This is a genomic window from Kribbella sp. NPDC051586, from assembly GCF_044453965.1.
In the GTDB taxonomy this organism is placed as follows: domain Bacteria; phylum Actinomycetota; class Actinomycetes; order Propionibacteriales; family Kribbellaceae; genus Kribbella.
Map to the genome: position 1 here is coordinate 844,638 of NZ_JBITDF010000001.1, position 17,107 is coordinate 861,744.

The 17,107-nt window shown below is 69.2% G+C and carries 16 protein-coding genes; 7 read left to right on the top strand and 9 right to left on the bottom strand.

The features are described 5' to 3' along the window. Positions 1-32: 32 nt before the first annotated feature. Positions 33-2,429: a beta-L-arabinofuranosidase domain-containing protein gene (locus ACIA58_RS04190; protein WP_396402124.1), complete on the bottom strand. Its 2,397-nt coding sequence runs from the start codon at positions 2,427-2,429 to the stop codon at positions 33-35. Positions 2,430-2,628: 199 nt separating this feature from the next. Here ACIA58_RS04190 and ACIA58_RS04195 point away from each other — a divergent pair, with 199 nt between their 5' ends. Further along, on the top strand, positions 2,629-3,600 hold the full coding sequence (locus ACIA58_RS04195; protein ID WP_396402125.1) for a LacI family DNA-binding transcriptional regulator: 972 nt from the start codon (positions 2,629-2,631) through the stop codon (positions 3,598-3,600). Here the strand turns inward: ACIA58_RS04195 and ACIA58_RS04200 are convergent. From ACIA58_RS04200 to purS, 5 genes are read right to left on the bottom strand one after another with little or no spacing between them, the layout of a single operon-like run. After that, positions 3,589-4,083 carry a DUF1707 domain-containing protein gene (locus ACIA58_RS04200; RefSeq protein ID WP_396402126.1) on the bottom strand — a complete coding sequence of 165 codons (495 nt, stop codon included), beginning with the start codon at positions 4,081-4,083 and terminating at the stop codon, positions 3,589-3,591. The two genes, ACIA58_RS04195 and ACIA58_RS04200, sit on opposite strands and share 12 nt — an antisense overlap. 42 nt (positions 4,084-4,125) lie before the next feature. Continuing rightward, positions 4,126-6,387: a phosphoribosylformylglycinamidine synthase subunit PurL gene (purL, locus tag ACIA58_RS04205; protein ID WP_396402127.1), complete on the bottom strand. Its 2,262-nt coding sequence runs from the start codon at positions 6,385-6,387 to the stop codon at positions 4,126-4,128. Between the two features lies 1 nt (position 6,388). Continuing rightward, positions 6,389-8,512, bottom strand: coding sequence for a hypothetical protein (locus ACIA58_RS04210; protein WP_396402128.1), 2,124 nt, complete (start codon positions 8,510-8,512; stop codon positions 6,389-6,391). Then, entirely contained in the window at positions 8,512-9,183 is a 672-nt protein-coding gene (purQ, locus tag ACIA58_RS04215; protein WP_396402129.1) for a phosphoribosylformylglycinamidine synthase subunit PurQ, read from the bottom strand. Before purQ ends, ACIA58_RS04210 begins: the two co-directional genes overlap by 1 nt. Continuing rightward, on the bottom strand, positions 9,180-9,431 hold the full coding sequence (purS, locus tag ACIA58_RS04220; RefSeq protein ID WP_130387955.1) for a phosphoribosylformylglycinamidine synthase subunit PurS: 252 nt from the start codon (positions 9,429-9,431) through the stop codon (positions 9,180-9,182). The genes purQ and purS overlap by 4 nt, the downstream gene beginning before the upstream one ends. A 113-nt stretch (positions 9,432-9,544) precedes the next feature. Here purS and ACIA58_RS04225 point away from each other — a divergent pair, with 113 nt between their 5' ends. The 5 genes from ACIA58_RS04225 to ACIA58_RS04245 all read left to right on the top strand — a co-directional run bounded on the left by ACIA58_RS04225 (position 9,545) and on the right by ACIA58_RS04245 (position 13,249). Beyond that, complete coding sequence (locus tag ACIA58_RS04225; protein ID WP_396402130.1) at positions 9,545-10,063, top strand: helix-turn-helix transcriptional regulator; 519 nt, start codon at positions 9,545-9,547, stop codon at positions 10,061-10,063. Then, positions 10,060-10,740: an ABC transporter ATP-binding protein gene (locus ACIA58_RS04230; RefSeq protein WP_396402131.1), complete on the top strand. Its 681-nt coding sequence runs from the start codon at positions 10,060-10,062 to the stop codon at positions 10,738-10,740. The genes ACIA58_RS04225 and ACIA58_RS04230 overlap by 4 nt, the downstream gene beginning before the upstream one ends. Next, positions 10,740-12,065 (top strand): FtsX-like permease family protein, encoded by a 1,326-nt coding sequence (locus tag ACIA58_RS04235; RefSeq protein ID WP_396402132.1) that lies wholly within the window; start codon positions 10,740-10,742, stop codon positions 12,063-12,065. Before ACIA58_RS04230 ends, ACIA58_RS04235 begins: the two co-directional genes overlap by 1 nt. Further along, entirely contained in the window at positions 12,062-12,682 is a 621-nt protein-coding gene (locus ACIA58_RS04240) for a CDP-alcohol phosphatidyltransferase family protein (protein ID WP_396402133.1), read from the top strand. Before ACIA58_RS04235 ends, ACIA58_RS04240 begins: the two co-directional genes overlap by 4 nt. 78 nt (positions 12,683-12,760) lie before the next feature. After that, a complete protein-coding gene (locus ACIA58_RS04245; protein ID WP_396402134.1) occupies positions 12,761-13,249 on the top strand; it encodes a hypothetical protein in 489 nt (162 codons plus the stop codon). Here ACIA58_RS04245 and ACIA58_RS04250 read toward each other — a convergent pair. Continuing rightward, a complete protein-coding gene (locus ACIA58_RS04250; RefSeq protein WP_396402135.1) occupies positions 13,246-14,121 on the bottom strand; it encodes a phosphoribosylaminoimidazolesuccinocarboxamide synthase in 876 nt (291 codons plus the stop codon). The genes ACIA58_RS04245 and ACIA58_RS04250 overlap by 4 nt on opposite strands. A gap of 9 nt (positions 14,122-14,130) precedes the next feature. Next, positions 14,131-15,189, bottom strand: coding sequence for an FAD-dependent monooxygenase (locus tag ACIA58_RS04255; protein ID WP_396402136.1), 1,059 nt, complete (start codon positions 15,187-15,189; stop codon positions 14,131-14,133). 140 nt (positions 15,190-15,329) lie between these two features. Here ACIA58_RS04255 and ACIA58_RS04260 point away from each other — a divergent pair, with 140 nt between their 5' ends. Next, positions 15,330-15,923, top strand: a complete 594-nt coding sequence (locus tag ACIA58_RS04260; RefSeq protein WP_396402137.1) for a TetR/AcrR family transcriptional regulator — start codon at positions 15,330-15,332, stop codon at positions 15,921-15,923. Here the strand turns inward: ACIA58_RS04260 and ACIA58_RS04265 are convergent. Beyond that, positions 15,907-16,329 carry a hypothetical protein gene (locus tag ACIA58_RS04265; protein WP_396402138.1) on the bottom strand — a complete coding sequence of 141 codons (423 nt, stop codon included), beginning with the start codon at positions 16,327-16,329 and terminating at the stop codon, positions 15,907-15,909. The genes ACIA58_RS04260 and ACIA58_RS04265 overlap by 17 nt on opposite strands. Positions 16,330-17,107 lie beyond the last annotated feature (778 nt).

Here is a 17,107-nt window from a genome sequence, read left to right on the forward strand (position 1 = left end):
AGGCCCTCCGAGGAGTCTCCACCCGAGCACGGTCAGTCGAATGTCAAAAGCAGCAATCCGCCCGAGTACGTCGGACGCAGTACTACCTCCACCCGGACGTACTGCGCCTGGACCGGCGTGAAGGTGGTGGTGTTGAGTCCGTCAACTGCCACGTCGTACGGCGTGGTGTTGTCCACCGGCCGCCACGTCTCCCCGTCCAGCCACAGCACGCGCCAGGACTGTGGCACGCGGCACTGCCCGGAGCCGGTGTCGTCGTACCAGTACGCCGAGACCTGCGAGAGTTCGCGCACCGAGCGCAGGTCGTACGAGATCCACTCCGTCGTCCCGCGACGGTCCCACCAGGTGAAGCGCGGAATCGACGTGTCTGCGGAGGACTCCGGCACCCGCCCCGAGTCAGGCGCTTCTAGGGAGTCACCGTCGTTGACGTGCGATGCGGTGATCCGTGTCCGGTAGCTCCACTCCCTGCCACGCGGAGAGACCTGTGGGAACGACGTGACCCGCAGCCGCGCCGCACCCATCGGAATGAGCCTCACCGTCTCCACAGCTTCTTCTGACCGAGCCGGACCGGGCTGCAGCAGCCCAACCACGTCCTCGGTGTCGGTCTCCCATTGCGGAATCCGCCTGGCCTGGGTGGTGAGTGCGAGCGGCACACCGTCGCTGGTGAACGGGTTCGCGCCGGCATCCCGTCGTACGACGTCAAAGCGCGCGCCGGCGACCAGTCCGTAGTTCCAGGGGGACTCCGGATAGACGGAGAGCTCAGGCCACTCGTCAGTCCCGCCGATGCGCTCGTACCGCTCGTCGATCTGCAGTGAGTAGGTCAGCGGACCGCGGTCCACGGAGACAGAGTGCTGGTTGTCGTCCCAGACTCGAGTGGTCGTGCGCATCGGGAGCACCAGCTCGACGCGGTCGCCGGCGCGCCAGGCGCGGTCCAGCTTGAGCCAGTCGCCGCTGACCCGCACCGCCTCACCGTTCACCTTCACCGACACGTCATGCGCCCAGCCAGGACGCCTTAAATACAAGGGGAATCGCGCGGACCCCTGCACAATGAACGTAATCGTGTCGGAGAACGGGTACTCCGTGTCCTGCACGATGCTCACCGTCTCACCGGCAGCTCCCAGGCGGGCAGTCACCTTGCTGGCGGCGTACATCGACGCAGCCAGTCCGTTGTCCGTGGTCGCCAGCCAGAGCTCCTGCGCGTAGTACGGCCAGCCCATGCCGTAGTTGTGCGGACAGCACCGGTACTGATGTACGCCGTACTTGTAGGCCTGCATCGGGAACGGGTTCTGGAACTGCCCGTGCTTCGGCCGGTCGTCCAGCTGCACGCTGTTGGCACAGGTGATGTAGTGCATGACCTGCTGCTGCGGGTCGTACGACGCCGGCAACGAGTTGAACGCCAGCTCCTCGCACCGGTCCGACCAAGCCCTGTCACCGGTGAAACGCGTGAGCAGCTCACAGCTGTGCATCAGCTCGACGATCCCGCAGGTCTCGAACCCCTGCCGCGGGTCACCGAACCCAGGCCGCGAGTTCTCGTCCCCGGCGAACCCGCCGCCCGGGAACTGGCCGTACAGCCCCGTCACGGTCGCATAGTTCCGGTACGTCGCCGCGCGGTGCTTCTCGTCGCCGGACAGCAGCCAGTACTGCAGCGGCTCCCGGAAACCCTGCGCCAGGTTGACGTTGTGCCACGTCGGGATGCCGTTGACGTAGTCCGCCGACCCGCTGTGCATCTTGCTCACCAGGTCGAGCAGCCACTCGTCTCCGGTGCGGTTGTAGAGCCAGTACGCACTGTCGATGTTGTCGCCCCAGCGGAACGCACCCCACGACCGGTTGAACACCTCCGGCGGCTGCGTGTTCTGGAACCCCAGGTACTTCGTCATGAACGGAATGACCCGCTCGTCGCCGGAGTACTCGTGCCACGACCGGAACGCGGCCAGCAGCGGCATCCCCGGCCAGAAGTCCGGTCCGCTCTCCAGTGAGGTCCGCAACCGCTCGGGACCGAACCATCCGTCTGCCGCCTGGGTCCCCAGGATGCCTTCCATCCACCGCTGTGTCCTGGTCAGTACGCCGGTGTTGCCGGTCACGTATCCCAGGTCGCCGAAACCGCGGAGCCAGTACGGCAGCTCCTCCCAGGCTCCTTGCGCCGGGTCGACCCAGCCGTTCGTGTCGTAGACCAGGAAGTCCGAGATCTCGTCGTACCGGCCGCAGAGCCCGTCGACCTGCAGCTCCAGCTGCTGCGCGAGCCAGCCGCGCGGCTCGATCGCACCGGGCGGGAGCTTCTGGAACGGGACCGGCCGCAGTGGCGCGCGCTGCGGGACGTAGTGCCCGCCGCGGCCGGCCGGTGGCGCTGAGGACAGAGCCGCATCGGCCGGTTCGACGGCGGTCACGATCGCCGCCGCGGCGAGGGAGACACCAAGGAAGTCACGTCGGGGCATTCCTTCTGGGGTGGGTTCGGGCATGGCGATATGCCTTTCGGGTGACGGGGGCGGACATCACACCGACGGAAAAGCCGCACACGTTTTCCGTCATTGACAACGTAGGACTGCAATCGGCCTCGGTCAAGATCAAAGCGCAGGTCAACGAGGCTCTGAGACGCTCCTGCTAGGCTTCCGCAGCAGAACGGAAGGAAACGCCATGAAGAGGCCAGGTGTGCGGATCACCGATGTCGCCGCGCTCGCCGGCGTGTCCGCCGGGACCGCCTCGAAGGCGTTGAACAACACCGGCCAGCTGAGCCAGGAGACGCGGGCCCGGGTACGACGTGCCGCCGCGCAGCTCGGGTTCACGCCGGATGCCCGCGGGCGCGCGCTTTCGTCCGGCCGGACGTACACCGTCGCGCTCCTGACCACCGACAGCTCGGGCCGCTTCAGCATCCCGATCATGCGCGGCGTCGAGGACGTGCTCAGCGCAGGCGAGCTGGCGACCGTTCTGTGCGACACCCGCGACGATCCGCTGCGCGAGCAGAGCTATCTACGCGCACTGGTCGCACGCGGCGTCGACGGCATCGTCGTGACGGGCCGGCGTACCGAGCCGCGGCCGCCGATCGACGTACCGCTGCCGGTCGTCTACGCACTCGCCGCCTCGACCAATCCGGCGGACGCGTCGGTCATCGTCGACGACGCAGCCGGCGCCGCCTCGACGATCACCCACCTACAGGGCCTCGGCCGGACCCGGATCGCCCACATCACCGGCCCGGCCCACCACCGCTCCGCCGCGGAACGCGCTGAGGCCGTAGCCGCTACCCTCTGCGCCGAGCCACTCTTCGGCGAGTGGACCGAGCTCTGGGGCCGCCAAGCCACCGACCTGGTACTGCGTCAGCGCCCGGACGCAATCACCTGCGGCAGCGACCAGATCGCCCGCGGCGTCTGTGACCGCCTCCGCGAGCTGGGCCGCACTGTCCCGGACGAGATCGCTGTGACCGGCTACGACAACTGGCCGATGATGGCGCTGGCCAGCCGGCCACCGCTCACCACCGTCGACCTCCGCCTCGAGGATCTCGGGCGCCGCGCCGCCACACTGCTCCTGGAAGCCATCGCGGGCAGGCCACACCACGGCGTACTCGAGCTCCCTACTCAGCTGGTCACGCGGGAGTCGACGCTAGGAGCCTGACCGGCGTCGTTCCTCGCGTGCGGGGCGCGACGCCCACCGGTACGCGTAGAACGTCCACGCCAGTGCGGGCAACGCGAGGATCGCCGCAGCGATCTCGCGCCCGAACACCAGGAGCAGCAGCCCGGTCAGCACGAACGGCACAGCCATCCACGCGGCAGCTGCGAATCCTGCCCACCGCCACTTCCCCGGCTTCCGCGCGACAGGCTTGTACAGCGCCGGCGCGGGCAACCCGGCGAAGATCGGCTGCAGATCCCCGTGCGTCACCGCGTCGTTCAGCAGGTCGACCCGTCGATGCAGCTCCGCCTCGTCCAACCGCCCGACCGCGAACTGCTCCGCCAGCTCATCCGTGGCGACCCGCCGCTCCTCGTCGGTCAACCGGATCTGAGCCATCCGCCGCCGCGCGGCCGCAGCCCGAGCCTCCTGGCCGGCGGCAGCCGCCAGCCCCATCAGCTCCCCCGGCTTGACCGGTCGCCGCTCCGCCATCCCTCACCTCACTCGTCCCCATCGAGTGTGCCAGACGGGTGGCTAGCCGAGGACGGACGGCAGCGTTGCCGTCCAGGCCGTGCGCAGCTCCGGCAGTGGGATCTCGAACTGGTCCTGGACGTCGAGGGTGTCGCCGGTGATGACGCCGATCTTCGCGTGTGGGAAGCGGCGGGCGGTGCACATGTCGGTGAAGCGCACCTCCTCGGTCCTCGGTACGGCGACGACCGCACGGCCGGCCGACTCCGCGAACAGGAACAGGAACGTGTCCAGGCCGTCCGGCGCCCACACCCGCGCACCGACACCGCCGCGCAGCGCGGACTCGACCAGCGTCTGCGCGACACCGCCGTCGCTGACGTCGTGCGCCGCGTCGATCAGTCCGTCGCGGGACGCGTTGATCAGGATGTCGGCCAACTGCTTCTCGGCCTCGAGGTCGACCGCCGGCGGACGTCCGCCGAGGTGGCCGTGGACGACGTGCGCCCACTCCGACCCGGACAGCTCCTCCTCGGTCTCACCGAGCAGGTACAGCTGGTGGCCCTCCATCTCGGGCGTGAACCCGATCGGCGTACGGCGGGTGACGTCGTCGATGACCCCGAGCACACCGATCACCGGGGTCGGCAGGATCGGGGTGTCACCGGTCTGGTTGTAGAACGACACGTTGCCGCCGGTGACCGGGATCCCCAGCTCGATGCAGCCGTCGACCAGACCGCGGATCGCTTCGGTGAACTGCCACATCACGCCAGAGTCCTCCGGCGAGCCGAAGTTCAGGCAGTCCGTCACGGCTGCCGGCCGTGCGCCCGTGGTTGCCACGTTCCGGTAGGACTCGGCGAGTGCGAGCTTCGCACCGGTGTACGGGTCGAGCTTGGCGAACCGGCCGTTGCAGTCGGTCGAGACCGCGACGCCGAGCCCGCTGGTCTCGTCGACCCGGATCATCCCGCTGTCCTCGGGCTGCGAGAGCACCGAGTTGCCGAGAACATACCGGTCGTACTGGTCCGTCACCCATGACTTGTCGCAGAGGTTCGGCGACGCGATCAGCTTCAGCAACGTGTCGCGCAGCTCCGCGCCACTGCTTGCCCGAGGCAACTTCTCCGCACCGTCGGCCTGCAGGCCGTCCTGCCAGTCCGGCCGCGCGTACGGGCGGTTGTAGACCGGGCCCTCGTGCGCGACGGTCTCCGGCAGCACGTCGACCACGCGCTCGCCGTGCCAGTCGATCTCCAGCCGCCCGGTGTCGGTCACCTCACCGATCACATCGGCCTGGACGTCCCACTTCGCGCAGATCTTCAGGAACGCTTCGACGTTGTCCGGGGTGACGCAGGCCATCATCCGTTCCTGCGACTCGCTCATCAGGATCTCTTCGGGCGACAGCGAGGCGTCCCGCAGCGGCACCTTGTCCAGCGACACCCGCATGCCGCCGTCACCCGCGCTGGCGAGCTCCGAGGTCGCGCAGGACAGGCCACCGCCACCGAGGTCCTGGATGCCCTCGACCACGTTCGCGGCGAACAGCTCGAGCGTGCACTCGATCAGCAGCTTCTCCATGAACGGGTCGCCGACCTGGACCGCCGGCCGCTTGGTCGGGCCGCCCTCGGCGAAGGTCTCCGACGCCAGCACCGAGACACCGCCGATGCCGTCGCCGCCCGTCTTGGCGCCGTACAGGATCATCTGGTTGCCGACGCCGGTCGCGTTGGCCAGGTGCAGGTCCTCGTGCCGCATCACACCGATGCAGAGCGCGTTCACCAGCGGGTTGCCCAGGTACGTCGGGTCGAAGACGACCTCGCCGCCGATGTTCGGCAGGCCGAGGCTGTTCCCGTAGCCGCCGACGCCGGACACGATGCCCGGCAGTACCCGCTTGGTGTCCGGGGCGTCCAGCGGACCGAAGCGCAGCGGGTCCATCACGGCGACCGGGCGGGCGCCCATCGCGATGATGTCGCGGACGATGCCGCCGACCCCGGTGGCCGCGCCCTGGTACGGCTCGACGTACGACGGGTGGTTGTGCGACTCCACCTTGAACGTGACGGCGTACCCCTCGCCGATGTCGATCACGCCGGCGTTCTCACCGATTCCGGCCAGCATCTTCCCGGCCGGCGTCTCCTGCGGGATCTCGCCGAAGCGCTTGAGGTGCACCTTGGAGGACTTGTACGAGCAGTGCTCGCTCCACATCACCGAGTACATCGCCAGCTCGCAGCTGGTCGGGCGCCGCCCCAGGATGTCCCGGATCCGCTGGTACTCGTCCTGCTTCAGTCCGAGCTCAGCCCACGGCTGCTCGACCTCAGGCGTGTTGGTGGCGTTGCTGACGGTGTCGGTGGACACGTTAGGACTCCTGCACTAGGTGGGACTCAGGTGAAACGGTAGCGGGCTGCCGGGAAGCGATGAGATGAGCCACCAGCAGTGGGACAGCGAAGCCGGCCATGATCGCGGGCAGCGCGACCCCGGCGTCGTTCAGAAGCATGCCGACCAGACCACAGGTCGACAGGGCCAGCAGCGTGGGCCGGATCATCGGCAGACTGCTGTAGAACTCGCGATAGGACACCGACGGCACTCGGTGCGGTAGGACCGTGGCCAGCATCAGGAGGACGACAGCAACGAGCATCGCCCAGCCAGCCGGTCCACTGAAGAACTGGACGGCCATCTGGAGCTTGCGGATCAGTACGTCGCTCACATCGCCGTCGAGGAGCCGCGCGACGAACGTGCCGAAGTGGCTGCGCTGCTCGGGCGGACGCAGGTAGTCGAGGAAGGCGACCACAGACACCGCCAGCAGCCCTGCGACGCCCACTCCGATCAGCGCGCGCAGCGAAATGCTGCCCTTCCACGTCAGCCAGGCCATCAGCAGCACAGCCGGGGTCAGCGCGATGATGCCGCCGAAGTCGGTGCCCCAGCCCGGTTTGCCGTCCACGACGATCGCAGCGCCGCCGATGACCAGCACTGCGAGCGCGGCCTGCACTCTGCTTTTGTCGAGCAGCCTCTGCGCAGCCCAGGCCGCGGTGACCAGCGCACCGACGGCCAGAGTGGCGAAGGTCGAGTTGCCGAAGCCATAGAACCGGCCGCCGATCACAGGTCCGTCAGCGAACATGCTGCCGACCTGCATCGGCGTACCGAGCACGCCGTCCACCAGCAAGAGCAGGTACGCCGCCAGCGCGAGCCCGAGGTACGCGTACCGCTTCAGGATCACCTGCGCCAACGCTGCGCACAGCACGCTGATGCCGATCGTCACGGCGTACAACGAGAACGCAGGCGACGGCCACCGCCACCAGACCGTTGCTTGGGCGAGGAAGACGGCGATGTAGAACCCGCCCTGCATCAGCAGCGTGAACACCGCAGTACGCCGGGACGCCGGGCTGCGCCTCAACAGGAACCACACCAGTGCGAGCACTTCCACGCCGACGATCGTCAACGCCACCGCGAACAACACCGGCCGCGGCTGCTCGAACCGCTGATTGGCGTCGAGGCGATCCTCGATCACGGCGTCCGCGTCGGTGTGCAGGTCTCCGGTGAAGTGGATCTCGGCGCCGTCCAGCGGGCCGGCCTTCTCGGATCCAGCCGGGTCCACCGACTTGGACTCTCCGCGGAGGACGGTGGCTGTGATGTCGGTCAGCTGGATCAGACCGGCTCGGCGCGTCGAATCGCTGGTCAGCCAGCGGGGACCGTTGTCCGGAGGAAGCTGCATCGCCACCAGCGTCTGCTGGTGCGCGTCGGCCGTCTCCTGACCGACGCCGACGAGCAGCACCCAGCCACCGGCGGCTCTGGCCTGCGCCACCAGGTCGGCCACGTGCTTGCGGGCCTGGTCGCGCCCTTCGCGTAGAGGCATCGCACCTGCGTCGACGATCGCATCGCCGCACGCACTACCGGCTAGCTTGGAGGCGTCGAAGTCGGGGCTCCAGTTGGCGACAGTGCCGTCGGTCTTCGCCACGGCGATTGCTGCGCCCGGTCCGAAGCCACAGACCCGGTCACGGCTCACGCCGAGGCGGCCGATGGGTGCGCCGGTGTGGTGCTCGGCCTGGCGGTCGACGTACGTCTGCCAGCCGGCGATCTTGCCGTCCGTCACCGCGGGCAGGTCGCCACACGGCTGGTCCGGGACATTTCCCCAGGCACGGGTGCCGGCGCTGATCGTCAGCCACCCGTCGACGGGGCAGGTGTGCGGGCCGGCCGACTTCACCGAGATCGAACCCACGTGCGACTGGTTGACGAGGGCAGTCAGCTCCGGCGACGCCTGCACGTCACTCCAGGACAGCCCAGGCACGCCAATAACAACGACCTTGGCCAGCAAGTCAGCCGCGCCGGTCGGCACCCGCGCGGCGCTCATCGTGGGTGTGGCGCTCGTCGCGCGCGGCGAGGCGTGTGCAGCGGCCGCCGGCGTGATTGCGGTTGCTGTGGCGGCCGCCACGGCGGCGGCACGGAGCAAGGCCCGGCCGGGCCGCCAGCGCCGCAACAGCTTCATCAGGAGGCGACGACGGCCTTCAGCACCGAGGTGAAGAAGCCCAGGCCGTCCGTGGTCGGTCCGGTGAGTGTCTCGACGCAGTGCTCCGGGTGCGGCATCAGGCCGACCACGTTGCCCCGCTCGTTGCTGATGCCGGCGATGTCGCGGTACGAGCCGTTCGGGTTCTCGTCCAGGTAGCGGGCGACCACCCGGCCCTCGCCCTCCAGCCGGTCCAGCGTGGCCTCGTCGGCGACGAACGAACCGTCCTGGTTCTTCAGCACGATGGTGATCTCGTGGTTGGCGTCGTAGTCGCTGGTCCAGGCAGTGCGGTTGTTCTCGATCCGCAGCGGCTGGTCCTTGCAGATGAACTTGCGGTGGTGATTCTTGATCAGGGCGCCCGGCAGCAGGTGCGACTCGCAGAGCACCTGGAAGCCGTTGCAGATCCCCAGCACCGGCAGGCCCTCGCCGGCCTTCTTGATGATGGTCTCCATCACCGGCGCGAACCGGGAGATGGCACCGGCGCGCAGGTAGTCGCCGTACGAGAAGCCGCCGGGCAGGACGACCGCATCCACACCGTGCAGGTCGGCGTCACCGTGCCAGAGCGCGACCGCCTCGGCGCCGGCCACCGCGGCCGCCCGACGGGCGTCGGCGTCGTCCAGCGAGCCCGGGAAAGTGACGACCCCGATCTTCACTGCCCGTTCTCCACGTGCAGCGTGTAGTCCTCGATCACCGGGTTGGCCAGCAGGGTGTCCGCGGCCTTGCGGATCTCGGCGACCCGCTCCTCGGTCGCCTCACCGTCCAGGGTGATCTCGAAGCGCTTTCCCTGCCGGACGTCGGCCACGCCGTCGAAGCCGAGCCGGCCGAACGCGCCGTGCACCGCCTTGCCCTGCGGGTCGAGGATCTCGGGCTTGAGCATGACGTCGACGACAACGCGAGCCACTGACTACTCCAGGTTCGTTGCGGGGTGACGGCTGAATCCTACCGAGCGAGGCCCAGAATGCCGCATCCCGGGACTATTCACTCAGTACATACACGCGGTGTATAGTCACTGATATGGCCACCGCAGAGCTCGTCCTCGGGCTACTGTCCGCCGGCCCGGCACACGGGTACGACGTGAAGCGCGGCCATGACGCATGGTTCCCCGACAGCCGGCCGCTGGCCTTCGGCCAGGTGTACACGACGTTGGGGCGACTGGAGCGCGACGGCCTGGTCGAGGTGGTCGACAAGACATCCGGCGGCGGCCCGGACCGGACCGTCTACGCGCTCACGAGCAAGGGCCGCGACCACCTGGCCGACTGGCTGAACGATCCGGTCCCGCCGGCCTGGGGCAGCGCCGACGAAGTACTGCGGAAGCTCGTGGCAGCAATCCGCACCGGCGGGGACGCGGCGGGGTTCCTCGCCCGTCAGCGCGCCAGCCACCTGCGCCGGATCCGCGAGCTGCGCCAGACTCCCGCCGACGACGACCCGACCTCACCACTGGTCCGCGAGTACATCGTGGCCCACCTCGACGCCGACCTGCGCTGGCTGGACAGCGCGCTGGACCGCATCTCGGAGCAAAGGGGAGCTCGATGAATGCACAACCCGTCCTGGAGCTGGAAGGCGTCGAGTACTCGTACCGCCGGAACACTGCGCTCCGCGGCGTCAGCATGCAGCTGAAGCCGGGCGAGGTGGTCGCGGTGACCGGAGCCAGCGGATGCGGCAAGTCCACGCTGCTTCACTGTGCGGCCGGCATCCTCACTCCAGACGGCGGCACAGTCCGGATAGACGGTCAGGACCTGGCCGGTCTGCCGGAGGAGCAGCGCGCGTCGCTCCGGCGTACGAAGGTCGGCATCGTGCTGCAGTTCGGCCAGCTGGTGCCGGACCTGCCACTGATCGACAACGTGGCGCTGCCACTCCTCCTGGACGGTCATGAGCGCGGCGAGGCACACGTGGCCGCTTTGCACTGGCTGGACCAGGTCGGGATCGCCGACGACGCCGATGCGGTTCCGTCCGAGCTGTCCGGCGGTCAGACCCAGCGTGCTGCTCTGGCGCGCGCACTGGTCACAGGACCGTCCGTCGTACTCGCAGACGAGCCGACCGGCAGTCTGGACAGCCGCGCCGGCCAGGAGCTCCTCGACATACTGCTGCAGGCTGCCCGCTACCGGGGCGCTGCTCTGCTGATGGTGACGCACGACAACGTCGTCGCTGCCTCGGCGGACCGGGAGATCAGGCTGCGTGACGGCCTCATCCAGCACGAGGTGTCGCTCTGATGACACTCGAGACGCTGGTCCAGCTGGCACGGTCACGGACGCTGGCGGACCGTAGCCGGGTTCAACTAGCCACTGGGACTCTCGCACTCAGCGGTGCTCTGCTGCTCGGCGCATTGCGGATCGCGCGCCTGGGCGACGGCGAGCTGAGCGAGGACATCTACAGCAACTACGTCGCCGAGAGCGGTCTCCGCTCCGGACTGATCGCGATCCTCATCATCCTCGCCGCACTCACCGGAGGCCTGGCAGTCCAGGCGTTGCGCCTGGGTACGGCGGCCCGCGAACGGCGACTGGATGCGCTCCGGATGGCAGGCGCGTCCAGGAAGCAGCTGCGCCAGCTGACCGTGACCGATGCAACGATGGCCGGCTTGGCGGGCGGACTGCTCGCCGGACCGGCGTACCTGGTCCTCAGCCTGCTCTTCGGCGCGCTCCCCCGGATGGCTCGCATCCTCCCTGGTGCGGAGGTGCTGGACGCCGCCCTGTGGATCCCAGTGGTGATCGTGATGACGGCGGCCGGTGCGCTGATCGGCAGTCTGCTGCACCGGGACGGACCTGTGCCGCCGGGACCGGAGTCCGCGGCGCAGCGTCGTACGGGCATCATCGCGGGACCCGTGCTGATCGTGCTCGGCCTGCTGAGCTCGCGGTACCTGGGCTATGTCGCGTCGACGGTCGCACTCGCCGGGATGGCGCTGTTCTTCCTCAGTACTTCGGGGGTGTGGATCCGCGCCATCGGACGGCGGCTGCAGCGATCGGGCGACCCGGCGTACCTGCTGACCGGCGTCAGGCTGGTCACCGACTCACGCCCTGCCTCCCGCATCTGCATGCTGCTCGGCTGCTGCGGCTTCCTTGTCGGCACCATGGCCAACGGGATCGCCAGCGTGCAGACCGACGACCAGCTCGGCGGCAGCACTGCGTTCTACACAACGGGATTCGGGCTGACGATCGCCGGCCTCGTCCTGCTCGCCCTGACCGCGATGGCCGCACTGATCGTCGGTGTCGCGGACCAGTTGGTCGACCAGCGTCGCCAGTTCGCCAGTCTGACCGCACTGGGCGTGGACCAGCAGTTCCTCCGCCGGGTGATCCGGCGCCAACTGACCGCGGTCGCCGCACCGGCGCTCGCGTGCGGTCTGCTGCTGGGCACGCTGATCGGCCTCGGGCGGGTGGTCGGCGGGGCGGTGGATCCGTTCGAGCCGGGCACGCTGCTGATCGCGGCGGCCCTGACGGCCGGGGGCTGGCTGCTCGGTCATCTCGGCGGCGCGGCCGCCGGCTTCCTGCTCCGCAACCAACTCCGGGACGCACTGGATCCCGAGAATCTGAGGGCCGCATGACTTCTACCCCCTTGGCGGTCCGGCCTGCCCTGTTGCTGGGTGTACCCAACCGCATCACCTTGGTACGGACCCTGATCGCGATGGCGGTCGCCACGGTCGCGTTCCGTACCGGCGACCTGGCGTGGCTGGTGGTGGGGTACTTCTCGTACTGGTTCGGCGACAGCCTCGACGGCTGGGCGGCTCGCCGCCGCAACGAGGAGTCGCTGTCCGGCGCGGTGTTCGACATCGTCTGCGACCGGGCCTGCTCGTTCCTGCTCGCGGCCGCGTTCATGGCGACCTACCCGGCCACGATCGGCCCGCTGGCGATCTACCTGGCGCAGTTCGGCGTACTGGACACGATGCTGACGTTCTCGTTCCTGCTCTGGCCGTGGATGCTCAGCCCGAACTACTTCTACAAGGTCGACCGGCCGATCTACGTCTGGAACTGGTCCAAGCCGGCCAAGGCGATGAACACCGGCGCGGTGGTCATCTCTCTGGTCGTCGCGGGCCACACCGGCGCCCAATGGCTGCCGTACACCATCGCGATCGCCGCCCTGGCGGTCAAAGTGGTCTCGTCGCACCGCCTGATCATGATCCTCTGCGGCCGCTGGCTCGCCTCCCCCGGGCAGTCACGATGACGGGGTGGACCCTGGTCTACCCCGTAGGTAGGCCTGAGTTGCGTGGCATTGGCCGCCATGGCGCATAGCCTCGGAGTCATGTGGGTGTGGCAACTGGTACTTGCGGTGGGCTTCGGCATCGGGTCCGCCGTCGTACCGGTGATGAACGCCGAGGCGTACGTCCTCGCCGTCGGGGCCACCCACGCCCTGAACCCGGTCGTCGCCGCGGCCGGGATCTCCGTCGGCCAGACCATCGGCAAGGTCGCGATGTTCCTGGCCGTCCGGTACCGCCCCGGCTACGCGGCCCGCAAGACCAAGGAGCCCAAGTCGGTCAACCTGGACACCCGCTGGGGCCGCTTCGTCCAGTGGAACCGCGACCTGACCAAGCGCCTGCTGGACGCCATGAGCGACAGCCGCTGGGGTATCCCGGTCACGCTGCTGAGCGCCTTCGTCGGCGTCCCCCCGCTGTACGGCGTGGCGCTGATCGGCGGCGCCTCGCGGATGCGGACCGTCGTCTTCGCGCTGTCGGTCCTCGCCGGCCGCGGCGCGCGCTTCATCCTGCTCGCCCTCGGCGTCAGCGCCTTCTAAGCCTCGAACTTGTTGCCGGTGAGCTGCTCGTAGGCGTTGATGTACGCCGTCCGGGTCCGCTCGACCACCTCGTCGGACAAGGGCGGCGGGGCCTCGCCGGACGTCCGGTCCCAGCCCGACTCGAACTGCAGCCAGTCGCGGACGATCTGCTTGTCGTACGACGGCTGCTGCTTGCCCGGTGACCACTGGTCGGCCGGCCAGAAGCGGCTCGAATCCGGCGTGAGCACCTCGTCGGCGAGCACCAGCGTGCCGTCCGCGCGGGCGCCGAACTCCAACTTCGTGTCTGCCAGGATGATCCCGCGGTCCTCGGCGAGCGCCCGCGCCCACGTGTAGACATCCAGAGTCGTGTCGCGCAGCGTCGACGCCATGTCCGCCCCGACGGTCGCCACCACTGCGTCGAACGAGACGTTCTCGTCGTGTTCGCCGAGCTCGGCCTTGGTCGCCGGGGTGAAGATCGGGTCGTCCAGCCGCGAGCCCTCGACCAGCCCGGCCGGCAGCGGGATGCCGCAGACGGCGCCGGTGGCGTTGTAGTCGAGCAGGCCGGTGCCGCTCAGGTACCCGCGGGCGACGCACTCGACCGGGTAGATCGCCAGCTTCTCGCACACGACCGCCCGGCCCGCGACCTCTTCGGGCACGTCGGTGGAGATGATGTGGTTCGGCACGTCCAGCTGCTCGAACCACCACAGGCTCATCGCGGTGAGCACCTTCCCCTTGTCGGGGATCGGCGTCTCCAGGATCCAGTCGAACGCGCTCATCCGGTCGCTCGCCACCATCAGCAGGTCGCCGGACGCCAACTCGTACAGGTCCCGGACCTTGCCGGAGTGGATGTGCTTCGCGCCGGGGAGCTCCGGCGCCTGCGGCGTTGTGATCACGCCGCGAGCCTACTTGCGGGCGCGCAGCGCCATCAGCTTGCCCCCCAGAGCGAACAGGCCGTCACGGAGCCCGCACACCACCGGATTCTCGGTCTGCGCGAGCCGGCCGAGACTCCGTGACCGTTTGATCAGCTTGGTCGTCGCGGGTCGCCGTTCGGCGTCGTACGCCGTCAGCGCCGCCGGCAGTTCACTGGCCTGCAGGTGGCGCGCCAGGGCGCCGGCGTCCTCGATCGCCGAGCAGGCGCCGCGGCCCAGGTTCGGCGTCATCGCGTGGGCCGCGTCCCCGAGCAGGACGATCCGGCCCTGCACGAACGGGACGAGCGGCAGCGTCAGGTCGTAGATGTCGTTCTGCAGCACCTTCTCGCTGCCGGCGATCAGCTTCGGGATCGGATCGTGCCAGCTCTGGAACACGTTCGGCTCGCTTGTCGCACCCGCCGGCTGGTTCACCGTTCCGTACCAGTAGAACCGCCCGTCGATCAGCCGCGCGAACCCGAACAGTTGCCCACGGCCCCACGTCTCCCCACCACCGTCGTCGAGATCCACGTCCGCGATCCCCCGGTACGCCGAGAAGCCGGAGTACCGCGGACCCTTGTACTGCGGGTACAGCGCGCCGCGCACCGCGCTCCGGATCCCGTCCGCGGCGACCACGAGGTCGGCGTGGAGCTCACCGTTGACCGTGACGCCGTCCGCGTCCTGCGCGACCGTCCGCACCTCGTACCCGGTCCGCACCGTCACGGCCGGACCGAACTGGGCGGTGATCAGGTCGTGCAACTGCGCCCGGTGGATCATCACCGGCAGCTCGACGCCGAGCTCGGCCGCACTGACCACCCACCGGCCGTCCGGCCTGCGCATACCGGCCGGCTTGGACGGCACCGACACCTTCTCGACGCCCTTCACCCCGAGCTCCTCGAGCACCGCGACCGCCGCCGGCCAGACCGAGATCCCGGCCCCCACCTCGCCCAGCTCCGGAGCACGCTCCAGCACTGTGACCTGCCATCCACTCTGCTGCAACGCAACAGCAGCGGCGGCGCCTCCGATACCCGCTCCGACCACGATCGCCTTCCTCATATCGTTGACTCTACATCTGTAGAGTTGGCTTGGGAAGTGCGAGACTGACCGCGTGAATAGGCCCTGTCTGGTGATCCAGCGCCGTAGCGAGCAGGTGCTCGGTGCGGCGAGGTGCCGTGCCGAGTGCCGCGGAGTAGGCGATGGATCACCAGACAGGGCCTAAGCAGGTTCCGCGGGGTGCGGATCGACAGGACGCGATCGCCGACGCCGCCATCCACCTGGTCGCGACCCGCGGCCTGCGCGGGCTGACCCACCGCGCGGTCGACACCGAGGCCGGCCTCCCACCCGGCTCCACGTCGTACTACCTCCGCACCCGCATCGCCCTCCTCACCGCATGCGTGAGCCGGATGCTCACCCGGGACGTGAGCGGGATGCCGCCGGCCGGTGCGGATCCGGTCGAGTTGATGGTCGGGATGACAGTCGGGCTCGCACACGATCGGCCGGACGACCTGATCGCGCGGTACGAGTTGTCGCTGGAGGCGAGCCGTCAGCCGGAACTGCGAGCCGCGATCGAGGACGGCGGGAAGCAGTTGCGGGCGATGCTTGCGCAACTGCTCGGCGGGCTCGGCGTACCCGAGCCGGAGGCTGCGGCGTGGCCGGTGGCCGCGATGATGGACGGGCTGCTGTACGACCGCGTCGCGGGCGCGGGCGCGACGCTGTCACCAAAGGCGTTCGAGGCCGGCGTACGACGCTCTGTCACGGCACTGATCGCAGGGCTCAGAGGCGCTCGGTGATGGTGACGAAGGTGAAGTAGCAGACGCCGACGAGCATGCCGACGTGCCCGAGGACGGACAGGCCGGCGCTGGAGCCCCAGGCGTCACTCTTCGTGTCTTCGGAATGCTTGCCTCCACTCGGCAACCAACGGGCCAGAAGCAACAATCCGATGACCGTCAGCAACCACCAGCCGGTCAGCATCAGCAGCGCGATCTCCCGCCGACCGGTGACCAGGGCAACGACCCAGCCGATCAGCGTGATCACGCCGACGACGGTGTGCAACCGCAGCAGGGCAGCGGAAAACCCGTGCCGGCCCGCGCCGCGAGCGGTGCCGTCGACCACCGTGCCGCCGAGCCGGACGCGCGTGATCAGCACGACGACCGCACCGAGCGCGGTCAGGAACCAGGTGACGTTCGACCATTCCACGCCCCCATCCCTACCCCACCCCGCGGGCCGGTGAACCATTCCGCGTGTCGTCCCACGGCTTGACGACCGTCCAGAAATGGCGCCCGGCGGGCCGAGTGTCCGCTCATGACCCGCCGGGCTGTCTACTTCAAGGCAGGTTCACCCGTTCTGTGTCGTGCCTGGCTGTTGCTGGGTTCCCTGGCCTTGCTGGGTTCCCTGACCCTGCTGCGTCCCCTGGCTCGGCAGGGTGCCCTGACCGGGAAGCGTGCCTTGCCCCTGCCCGGCGCCCTGTCCAGTCCCTTGGCCAGTTCCCTGCCCGGTGCCTTGTCCGTTGCCCTGTCCGTTGCCTTGTCCCTGGAATCCGCGACCGAAGCCGCCACCACCGCCCGGCCCACCGAACTGGTTCTGCTGGGTACTCGTCCCGTCCCACGAGTGCCCGACCGCCATCCCACCAAGGAATGCGAGCACCGCAAGCACCGACCCGGCCCCGGCGAGGACCACGTTGCTAGGCCGCTTCGAGCCTGGCGCCGCCGGAGCAGACTGGGTCGAGGGTGAAGCAGCGCCCGCCGAGGAGCCCGCCGCGTGCGGGGCGAATCCCTCCTGCGGCGCAGAACCCCCGTAGGAAGCGGATCCAGCCTGCGGTACAGCACCTGCGTGCTGTGCAGCTCCAGCCTGTGCAGCACCAGCCTGCGGGGCCGCACCGGGCTGCGAGGCGGCACCGGGCTGCGAGGCGGCACCGGGCTGCGAGGCGGAGCCTGCTTGCTGGGCAGCATCCCCGGCGGATTCAGGCTGTGGAGTG

Excerpts from the sequence above, each read along its gene's own strand:
- ACIA58_RS04190 (WP_396402124.1), bottom strand. The coding sequence starts at position 2,429 with ATGCCCCGACGTGACTTCCTTGGTGTCTCCCTCGCCGCGGCGGCGATC.
- ACIA58_RS04195 (WP_396402125.1), top strand. The coding sequence starts at position 2,629 with ATGAAGAGGCCAGGTGTGCGGATCACCGATGTCGCCGCGCTCGCCGGC.
- ACIA58_RS04200 (WP_396402126.1), bottom strand. The coding sequence starts at position 4,083 with ATGGCGGAGCGGCGACCGGTCAAGCCGGGGGAGCTGATGGGGCTGGCG.
- ACIA58_RS04210 (WP_396402128.1), bottom strand. The coding sequence starts at position 8,512 with ATGAAGCTGTTGCGGCGCTGGCGGCCCGGCCGGGCCTTGCTCCGTGCC.
- ACIA58_RS04225 (WP_396402130.1), top strand. The coding sequence starts at position 9,545 with ATGGCCACCGCAGAGCTCGTCCTCGGGCTACTGTCCGCCGGCCCGGCA.
- ACIA58_RS04230 (WP_396402131.1), top strand. The coding sequence starts at position 10,060 with ATGAATGCACAACCCGTCCTGGAGCTGGAAGGCGTCGAGTACTCGTAC.
- ACIA58_RS04235 (WP_396402132.1), top strand. The coding sequence starts at position 10,740 with ATGACACTCGAGACGCTGGTCCAGCTGGCACGGTCACGGACGCTGGCG.
- ACIA58_RS04240 (WP_396402133.1), top strand. The coding sequence starts at position 12,062 with ATGACTTCTACCCCCTTGGCGGTCCGGCCTGCCCTGTTGCTGGGTGTA.
- ACIA58_RS04245 (WP_396402134.1), top strand. The coding sequence starts at position 12,761 with ATGTGGGTGTGGCAACTGGTACTTGCGGTGGGCTTCGGCATCGGGTCC.
- ACIA58_RS04255 (WP_396402136.1), bottom strand. The coding sequence starts at position 15,189 with ATGAGGAAGGCGATCGTGGTCGGAGCGGGTATCGGAGGCGCCGCCGCT.
- ACIA58_RS04260 (WP_396402137.1), top strand. The coding sequence starts at position 15,330 with ATGGATCACCAGACAGGGCCTAAGCAGGTTCCGCGGGGTGCGGATCGA.